The sequence below is a fragment of the Streptomyces sp. WAC06614 genome, from assembly GCF_003949795.1.
Taxonomy (GTDB): domain Bacteria; phylum Actinomycetota; class Actinomycetes; order Streptomycetales; family Streptomycetaceae; genus Streptomyces.
Genome location: NZ_RPRY01000290.1, coordinates 1 through 8,523 on the forward strand (window position 1 = coordinate 1; position 8,523 = coordinate 8,523).

Consider the following 8,523-nt stretch of genomic DNA (forward strand, 5'->3'; position numbering starts at 1 on the left):
TGGTCGGCGTGTGGGGGGCTCGCGGGCGGGTGCCGGGCTTGCCCGACCGCATAGGCTGTGGTCAATCCGCCAGATCCAGCAGGGGGCTACCGCCATGACGTCAGGTCGGCTCGGACACCAGGCCGCGCCACCCAATGCCGCGTACTCGGGGCAGGTCGTGCATTTTCCGGACCCGGTCCGGGCCGCGCGGCATCCCTTGGGGGTACGGATGGACGGGAACGGCCATCCGGATTTTTCGCCTTATGCCCGTGCGGCGGTGGAGATCGCGGAGCCGCCGGAGGGCTTCGGTGTGGACGAGCTGCGGCTGACGGACTACGTGTCCGCGAATGCGGCGATGCGTGCGGCGGGGCACGAGTTGTGGGACACGGTGGGTCCCGTGGCGACCCCGCACGGCTGGACGTGGCATCACGTGGCGGGTTCCCGTCGGCTGGAGCTCGTTCCGGTCGAGGTGAAGGCGTTGTTGCGGCACCATGCGGGGCTGGCGACGGCTCCGGTGGACCACACCAAGCGGGGGACGCGGCCGTTGCAGGAGGTGCGGCCGGTGCATCTGGCGTTGCCGAAGACGGTGGTGTCGGTGACGGAGTCGCAGGTGCAGGGTGTGGAGGAGGATCTGGGGTATCGGCTGCCGGAGCCGTACCGGGCGTTCCTGAAGGCGGCGGGCGGGTGTGCGCCGGTGGGTGCGGGGCTGGACGTGGAGCTGGGGTTGTTGGTGGACCAGCCGTTCTTCACGGTGCGTGAGGAGGCGGCGGTCAATGACCTGGTGTACGTCAACAAGTGCCTGCGGGACCACCTGACGAAGGACTACCTGGGGGTGGCGTTCGTACAGGGTGGGTTGCTGGCGGTGAAGGTGAAGGGCGAGGCGCTCGGGTCGGTGTGGTTCTCCCCGTTCGACGATGCGCGTGACCAGGACGGCTGGGCGGTGCAGGAACGGGTGGAGCGGTTGTTGTTGCCGTGCGGTGCGGATTTCGACGCCTTTCTCGAAAGGTTGGCCGGGAACCCGCCGGAGTTGGAGTCGGTGGCCGGTCTGATGGTGGACGGCGGTTTCGCGCGTTCGGTTCCGGTGGCGTCGGCGTCGGTGGAGGGGTGAGGGCGTCGTGGTGACGTTCGCGCAGGCGCAGGAGCGCGCCGAGGAATGGATCAACGGGGATGTGGCGGCGTACCAGCATCGTGAGGTGCGGGTGCGGGAGTTCGGTCTGGGCTTCGTGGTGTGGGCGGAGGACCGTGCGGCGGGGCCGGTGTCGGGTGGCGGCCGGCAGCGGTTGGTGATCGCGCGGGACAGTGGTGAGGTGACGTTGTGGCCGGGGTTGCCGGTGGGTGAGGTGATCCGCCGGTACGAGGAGGAGTACGGGTCGGCGGCTTCGGGAGCGCCGGAGGTGTCGGTGCCGACGCCGCGGATCGACTCGGAGCAGACGTCGTTCATGCTGAGCCCCCCGGAATGGCTCCAGGCCGCCGCGCCTGCGGGCCTGGGCCCGGCTCCGTCCCCTGCTGCCTCGGCTCCGGCCGGCGGCTCGGCTCCGGGTGCTGCCGCGGGCTCGGCTCCGGCTGCCGGGGCGCCGGTGCCTGCCGCCGCGGACGGCGGCCGGGGCGCGGCCGGGGCGCCGGGCGGGACGCCTGCCGGCGGGACGCCGGCGGGTGGGTTCCCGGCGGCGCCGGGCAGCGCGTCCGCGCCTGCGTTCCCGGCCGCGCCGGGCAGCGCGGCGCCCGGGGCGCCGGGCGGTGCGACGCCGTCGGGCGGGACGCCCGCGCCCGGGTTCCCCGGGGCGCCGGGTGGCACGCCTGCCGGCGGTACACCGGGGTCGGCCTTCCCGCCCGCGCCGGGCAGCACGCCCGCGCCCGGGTTCCCGGCCGCGCCGGGCAGCGAGGCCCACGGTGTGCCGGGTGGCACGCCCGCGCCCGGTTTTCCGGCTGCGCCGGGGAGTGTGGGTTCGGGTGGGGTGCCCGTCGGCGGTACGCCCTGGGCCGGGACCGATGTGAGTGGTGGGGACGACGCTTCGGTGCCGTTGCCGGCCACTGTGTTCGCGCCGCCGTTGTCCGGGTCGGACTTCGACGACGCCGCGCCGAGTGCGGGGTCCGAGGCGAGGACCACGCTCATGCCCGGCGGTAGCCGGCTGCCCGCCACGGCCGTGGCTCCGGCGCTCGACGTCGACTTCGCCAACGCACCCACCGGCAAGGCCGCGGTCGAACGCCCCGCCGGTCCGCCCGGGGCGCAGGGCGCGCCTGTGCCCCCCGGCCCGCCGGGAGCCCCTGGTGCGCCTGTGCCCCCGAGTCCTTCGAGTGCCCCGGACCACGCGGCGACGATGCTGGCCGGGCCTGCGTTGGGTGGTCCGCCCGCGCCTGCTGCGCCTCCTGGGCCGCCTGCTGCCTCTGGTGCTCCGGCCGTTGCGCCCGGTCCGCCTGGTGCGGCTGGTTCGCTCGGTGGTGGGCTGGACCATGCGGCGACCATGCTGGCCGGTCCCGCCGTCGTGGGTGGGCCCCCGGCTCCTCCGGGGCCGCCTCCGGCGCCGGGTGCGCCCGGTGCTCCTGGTGCGCCCGGTGCTCCGGGTACGCCCGTTGCGCCTCCTGGGCCGCCCGGTGCGCCCGGCGGTTCCCTCGGGGGTGGGCTCGACCATGCCGCGACGATGCTGGCCGGTCCCGCCGTCGTGGGTGGGCCCCCGGCTCCTCCGGGGCCGCCTCCGGCCCCTGGTGCTCCTGGCGCGCCCGTTGCGCCTCCTGGGCCGCCTGGTGCGCCTGGTGGTGGGCTGGACCATGCCGCGACGATGCTGGCCGGTCCGGCCGTCATGGGCGGTCAGCCGGGTGGTCGGCCCGGGCCTGCCGGGCCTCCCGCGCCTCCCGGCCCGCCGGGAGCCCCGGCGGCCGGCCGTGCCCCCGGCGGTCCGGGGGTCGACCACGCGCCGACGATGATGGCCGGCCCCGGCCAGGTCCCGCCGCCCGCGCCCGCTCCGGGCCAGCCGTCCGCTCCGGGCCAGCCTGCCGTGCCCCCGGCGCAGTCCGGCGTGCCCACGGTCGGGCCCGGTTACCAGGCGGTGCTGCGCTACCGCGCGCCCGACGGGTCCGAGCAGCAGATCATCCGCCGCTCGGCGCCCGGTACCCCGCACCCGGAGTGGCAGATCCTGCACGAGCTGCGTGCGTTGAACGTGCCGCCGCAGCAGGTGCTCGAACTGCACACCGAGCTGGAGTCCTGCGAGCTGCCGGGCGGCTACTGCGCCCGGATGATTCGTGAGACCTGGCCCCAGGTGCGGATCACCAGCGTGGCCCCGTACGGCAAGGACCACGCAGGCCGTCAGGCCGGTATGCGGCACCTGCTCACCCACCAGGGTGAGCTGCACCAGGTGGCCGACGGCCCGGCCCGGCCGGCGCCGGTCCGGGCCCCGCTGCCGCAGGTTCCGCTCCAGCCGGCGGTGCCGATGGAGGCGATCGGGCAGGAGCTGCTGGGCGCGTTCGGCCCGCAGGGCGTCTTCCGCTACGACCAGCGGGCCGTGTCCCGCCAGGGCGTGCCCGAGATCGTGGCGCACACCCTGGTGTGGGCCGGTCTGCCGCTGGACGTGGGTCCGTTCTTCTGGGCGCAGGCCCAGCCGGGCCAGCCGGTGCCGACGCTGGCGGAGCTGGCGGCGCAGCGGCAGGTGCAGCCGGCGTCGGACGCGGGCTCGTACCTGGTGATCGGCAGCGACTTCGGCAAGGCGTTGTGCGTGCAGTACGGGACGGCGCACATCGTGGCGGTCCCGGTGGAGGGCGGTCCGGGTGGTGCTCCGGTGCCGCCGCAGTTCGTCAATTCCAGCCTGCCGCAGTTCGTGCGGTCGCTGGCGATGCTGGGTCACATGTGGAGGCTGCGTCTGCATCTGACGCCGGAGCAGGCGGGGCGTTGGACCGTCGACTTCCAGGCGAACCTGGCCGGGCTGGACAGTGCCGCCCTGGCCTCGCCGGAGAGCTGGTGGTCGGTCCTGGTGGAGCAGATGTGGGACGGCCTGCTCTGATCCGAAGGGCCTGAACGGGCCCGGTGTGTGGCCAGGTGGTGGCCGGGGCGTGACCCTCCTCGGGGGGTTGCGGCCCGGCCATTGCCGCTTCCGGGAGCAAATGGCGCATCCTTGACAGGAACCGACGCGAACCGGCCCCGCGAGAGAGGCGCTTCCACGATGAGTGCACCCATGTCACCTCATGGTTTCGCGACCGTCCGCGGGCGCGGCTACCGCCCGGACGAGGTCGACCGGACCGTGGCCCGGCTGTCCGGGAGCCGGGACGAGGCCTGGGAGCGGGTGGCCCGGCTGACCGTGCTGGCCAAGCGGATGGAGGCCGAGGCGGAGCGGCTGCGTGCGGCGGTGGCGGCGCTCGCGCCGCAGACGTACGACGATCTGACGGAGCGGGCCCGCCGGATCCTGGCCCTGGTGCTGGAGGAGGCCGCTGCGGTGCGGGCGGAGGCGCAGGCCGACGCCTCGGCGACGGCGGAGGCGGCGCAGGCGCACGCGGACCGGGTGGCGGAGCTGGCCCGGCAGGACGCCGAGGCGGTGCGGGAGCAGACCGAGGTCCGGATCCGGCAGGGGCTGCTGCGGGCGGAGCAGGAGGCGGACGAGGTACGGGGCCGGGCCCGGCAGGACGCGGCCGGCTGGGTGGGTGAGGCGCAGGCGGCGCTGGAGGAGACGGTCCGGCGCTGCGAGGCGTTGCTGGCGGAGCAGGAGGCGGACCAGCGGGCGCGCCGGGAGCTGGCCGAACGGGAGTTCGCGCAGCGGGAGGCCGAGGCGGAGACCCGGGACCGGGAGTGGGACCGGTACGGCCAGGGCCGGCTGGCGGAGGCGCGGCGGGCGTACGCGGAGGCCGAGGAGGCCGCCCGGCACGGGCAGGAGGAGGCGGAGGCCCGGGCGGCGGAGCTGCTCGCCCAGGCCCGGGTGCGGGAGGAGCGGGTGGCCCGGGAGACGGAGCGGGTGCTGCGCGAGCACGCGGCGGCGCAGGAGGAGATCCGCGCCCACATGGACCATGTCCGCGCGAGCCTGGCGGCCCTGACCGGCCGGGCCCCGGCCGAGGGCTGAGGGCCGAGGACCGGGGGCCGAGGGCTGCGGCGGGTACCGGTACGGGTTGCCCCCGGCCACGGTCGGCCCGGCCGGGCGCGTCACAGTCGGGCGAGGAAGTCCGTGATCAGCGGGACGGCCGGGTCGAGGTGGGTCTCCAGGGCGAAGTGCCCGGCGTCGTCGAAGAGGTGCAGCTCGGCCTCGGGTACGTCGCGCAGGAAGGCCTTGGCCCCGGCGGGGGTGAAGAAGGGGTCGCCGGCGCCCCACAGGACGAGCGTCGGCGGCCGGTGCTCGGCCAGCCAGGCCTGCCAGGCGGGGTAGCGCGCGACGTTCGACCGGTAGTCGAAGGCGAGGTCGGCCTGGGCGTCGGCGCGGCCGGGCCGGTCCAGGAAGTGCTGGTCGAGGGTCCAGCTGTCCGGGGAGAGCAGGCTCGGGTCGGCGACCCCCGTCTCGTACTGCATGCGGGTGCCCGCGGGGGTGAACAGCGAGCGCACCTGCTCCTCGGCGCCGGGGTCGGTGCGGCGCAGGGCGATGAACGTGCGGGCGGCGTCGGAGAGCCCGTCCTCGTAGGCGTTGGCGTTCTGGACGATCAGGCCGGTGATCCGTGCGGGCCGGCGTTCGGCGAGCCGCAGGCCGACGGGGCCGCCGAAGTCGAAGAGGTAGAGGGCGAACTTCTCCAGGCCCAGCGCGTCGGTGAAGGCCTCGACGGTGTCGGCGAGGGCGTCGAAGGAGTACCGGTACCCGGCGGGGGCCTCGGTGTGGCCGAAGCCGGGGTAGTCGGGGGCGATCAGCCGGTAGGCGCCGCCGCCGAGGGCGGTCATCAGCCGGACGAACTGGTGCGAGGCCGTGGGGAAGCCGTGGAGCAGCAGCAGGACGGGCCCGTCGGCCGGCCCGGCCTCGCGGTAGAAGACGCGTACCCCGTCGATGTCGATGTGGCGGTGCTGGATCCCGTACGCGCTCATCACATGCCTCCTGGTCGCTGTTGGGCATTAGTCTGCGGCCTACCCTCTAATGCGTCAAGCGCACCATGTACCATTAGCGTCATGACCGACGCCTTCCCCCTCCTCGGTGAGCCGCTGGCCCTGGACCTGGTGAACACCCGCACCGCCGAGGGCGATCTGCTCGACGGCCCGTCCGCCCTCGCGGCCTGGCTGGAGCAGCAGTCCGCCCGGCTGACCCCGCCCGCCGAGGTGGGGGAGGCGGAGCTGGCCGCCGTGCGCGCCGTACGGGAGGCGACCCGGGCCGCCCTGGACGCCGTCCGCGCGGGCGGCCGCCCCGAGCTGCACGCCCTCAACGCCGCCCTGGCGGCCGCGCCCGCGTACCGGGAACTGTCCTGGGACGCGTCCGGCCCCAGCGTGACCGTCCACCGCGCGGCCACCCCCGACCGGGCCCTGGCCGCGGAACTGGCCGAGGCGGCGGTGGATCTCCTGACCGACCCGAAGGCGTCCCGGATCCGCGCCTGCGAGGCCGCCGACTGCGTCCTGATCTTCCTCCCCGCCCACCCCCGCCGCCGCTGGTGCGTCGCGACCACCTGCGGCAACCGCACCCGCGTGGCCCGCTACTACGCCCGCCACAAGGGCGAGCCCCAGAGCTAGCGCGGGGGCGGGGGCCGGGGGCGCGAGGCTAGCGGCCGGCCCGGAGCACCTCCCGGGTCCACGCGGTGAGCTGCCGCACCAGCGCCTGGGTGTCGGCGACGCGGGTGCGCCGGAACGGCAGGACGAGCAGGGCGGGGACGAAGGCCGTCGTCACGACGAGGACGGGCAGCAGGGCGAGCAAGGTGAGGAACACGCGCTGCGTCCAACGGGCGAGGATCATGGTGCCGGAGGCTCCTTTCGGTCGATGCCGGAACCCTGCGGGACGCGGCGGGCGTTGCGAAAGTCGCATCATGTTGCCGCTGTCAGGTCAACACGGGGGAGGACACGGCGTGACGGAACTGGCCCGGGTTCCTGGGGTTTCCGCACAGGTCGAGCGGGGCGAGATCCCCGAAGTTGTCGAGCTCGGCAACGTGTTGAAGGCGTTGTTCACCAAGTTGGAGCTCAGCCAGCGGCAGTTCGCGAAGAGGATCGGGCTCGATCCGTCCGCGGTCTCCCGCTACTTCAGCGGCAAGAAGCTGCCCCCCAAGCACTTCGTCAAGCAGCTCGTCGAGGTGGTCGAGGACGAGCACGGCGCACCCGTCACCGTCGAGGTGAAGGAGACCCTGCACGCGACCTGGCTCGTGGCGCTGAAGGAGTGCGATCCGGCGGAGCACCGGCTGGAGGTGCTCCGGGCGGACCTGGCCCGGTCGCGGCGCGAGACGGAACGGGCGAACCGCACGGTCGAGGCGCTGCACCGGATGCTGGAGGAGAAGGAGGCGCAGCTCCAGGAGAACGCCGACGGCCTGGCCCGGCTCCAGCTGGACTGGTCCGCCGAGCGCACCGGGGTGGCGGCCGAGCTGGAGGCGCTGAGGGCGGACCTGCGGGACGCGCAACGCCACCGGGAGGCGGCGGAGGAACGCAGCCGGGAGCTGAAGGAGCGCGTCCTTCGTCTGGAGGAGGAACTGGCCGGCCGCACGGCGGTGGGCCCGCTCCCGCTGTACGCCCTCAAGGGGCAGCTGCTGGCCATGTGGGAGGACGGGGACTTCTCCGCGGCGGCGCGGGACCTGACGGAGGCCGCGTGGGCCCGGCCGCCGGAGGAGGTCCTCGACCTGGCGGACTGGCTCGTGGCCGAAGGGCACGAGGCGCAGCTCGCTCCGTTCGTCATGGACGTCGGGCGGTTGCGGCCGGACGAGGAGGTCGTCCGGATCGCCCTGGACGTGTTCGCCCGTAAGGAATGGCCCCTCAGCGTCCGTCACCGCTTGAGTGACTGGTTCGAGGCAGGTCTCACTCCCCGCATGGGGGACTACGGTGCCCTCGCCCGCTTCGTCCGGGGACTCGGCAAGGGGGCGGGGTCCAGAGAGTTGAGTGACCGGCTCGTCGGCGCGACGCTCCGTCATGCGACGGAGCCGTCGGCCGTCGTCCTGCTGATCACCCAGGTCCCTGGAACAGGCCGCTTGCCTTTCACTGCGCGGGCGTTGGGGCGAACCCGCCGACGAGAGACCAGGTTCGTCCTCGAAGTGGCCGCGGGGCTCTTCGAGGCGGGGCTGGTACAGATCGCCGATGACGTCCTGACCGAGGCACTTCGGTACGTGTCGTACAGGAACGGTTCGGTCGAGGCGGCTTTGCGATCCCTCGATGGGCACGTGCGGGTCGAGGTGTTCACATGCGTGGCCCAGGCCGGCCAGGGTCTCCGTAGCCGGTTCGCCAAGCTGCTGTACGAGGGCCCCGATCCGGCCCTGCTCGACGAGCTCGTGGACCGGTGGACACCGGAGGCCCTGGACGAGGTCGGACTGCACTACGGGACCAGCGCCGGGCTCGGGCGCTACCTGGCCGCCCGCCGCCGCTAAGGCGTGTACCGGTACGGATCGCTGCGCAGCCCGCGGGCCGTGACGTAGACGGTGACCGGGGCTTCGGGGGAGGTGCCCTGGGCGGGGATGTGGAGGGTGCCCTGG

General features: G+C 74.5%; 7 protein-coding genes. 5 read left to right on the top strand and 2 right to left on the bottom strand.

The features are described 5' to 3' along the window. Positions 1 to 94: 94 nt before the first annotated feature. From EF918_RS28095 to EF918_RS28105, 3 genes are all read left to right on the top strand, one after another. Positions 95 to 1,087 (top strand): SMI1/KNR4 family protein, encoded by a 993-nt coding sequence (locus EF918_RS28095; protein ID WP_125651733.1) that lies wholly within the window; start codon positions 95 to 97, stop codon positions 1,085 to 1,087. A 7-nt stretch (positions 1,088 to 1,094) separates the two neighbouring features. Beyond that, on the top strand, positions 1,095 to 3,971 hold the full coding sequence (locus EF918_RS28100; RefSeq protein WP_125651734.1) for an SUKH-4 family immunity protein: 2,877 nt from the start codon (positions 1,095 to 1,097) through the stop codon (positions 3,969 to 3,971). A 171-nt stretch (positions 3,972 to 4,142) separates the two neighbouring features. Then, entirely contained in the window at positions 4,143 to 5,018 is an 876-nt protein-coding gene (locus tag EF918_RS28105; protein WP_260610747.1) for a cellulose-binding protein, read from the top strand. A gap of 80 nt (positions 5,019 to 5,098) precedes the next feature. Here EF918_RS28105 and EF918_RS28110 read toward each other — a convergent pair whose 3' ends face one another. After that, positions 5,099 to 5,959, bottom strand: a complete 861-nt coding sequence (locus EF918_RS28110) for an alpha/beta fold hydrolase (RefSeq protein ID WP_125651736.1) — start codon at positions 5,957 to 5,959, stop codon at positions 5,099 to 5,101. Between the two features lie 81 nt (positions 5,960 to 6,040). Between EF918_RS28110 and EF918_RS28115 the strand changes: the two genes are divergently transcribed. Next, on the top strand, positions 6,041 to 6,592 hold the full coding sequence (locus EF918_RS28115; protein WP_125651737.1) for an ABATE domain-containing protein: 552 nt from the start codon (positions 6,041 to 6,043) through the stop codon (positions 6,590 to 6,592). A 28-nt stretch (positions 6,593 to 6,620) separates the two neighbouring features. Here the strand turns inward: EF918_RS28115 and EF918_RS28120 are convergent, their stop codons facing one another. After that, a complete protein-coding gene (locus EF918_RS28120) occupies positions 6,621 to 6,812 on the bottom strand; it encodes a hypothetical protein (RefSeq protein ID WP_125651738.1) in 192 nt (63 codons plus the stop codon). A gap of 109 nt (positions 6,813 to 6,921) precedes the next feature. On the opposite strand from EF918_RS28120, the gene EF918_RS28125 reads away from it, so the two are divergent. Next, positions 6,922 to 8,418, top strand: a complete 1,497-nt coding sequence (locus EF918_RS28125; protein ID WP_185921953.1) for a helix-turn-helix transcriptional regulator — start codon at positions 6,922 to 6,924, stop codon at positions 8,416 to 8,418. Positions 8,419 to 8,523: the final 105 nt, after the last annotated feature.

What these genes read in the sequence shown, in the direction of transcription:
- EF918_RS28095 (WP_125651733.1), top strand. Translation starts at nt 95, where the DNA reads ATGACGTCAGGTCGGCTCGGACACCAGGCCGCGCCACCCAATGCCGCG.
- EF918_RS28105 (WP_260610747.1), top strand. Translation starts at nt 4,143, where the DNA reads ATGTCACCTCATGGTTTCGCGACCGTCCGCGGGCGCGGCTACCGCCCG.
- EF918_RS28110 (WP_125651736.1), bottom strand. Translation starts at nt 5,959, where the DNA reads ATGAGCGCGTACGGGATCCAGCACCGCCACATCGACATCGACGGGGTA.
- EF918_RS28115 (WP_125651737.1), top strand. Translation starts at nt 6,041, where the DNA reads ATGACCGACGCCTTCCCCCTCCTCGGTGAGCCGCTGGCCCTGGACCTG.
- EF918_RS28120 (WP_125651738.1), bottom strand. Translation starts at nt 6,812, where the DNA reads ATGATCCTCGCCCGTTGGACGCAGCGCGTGTTCCTCACCTTGCTCGCC.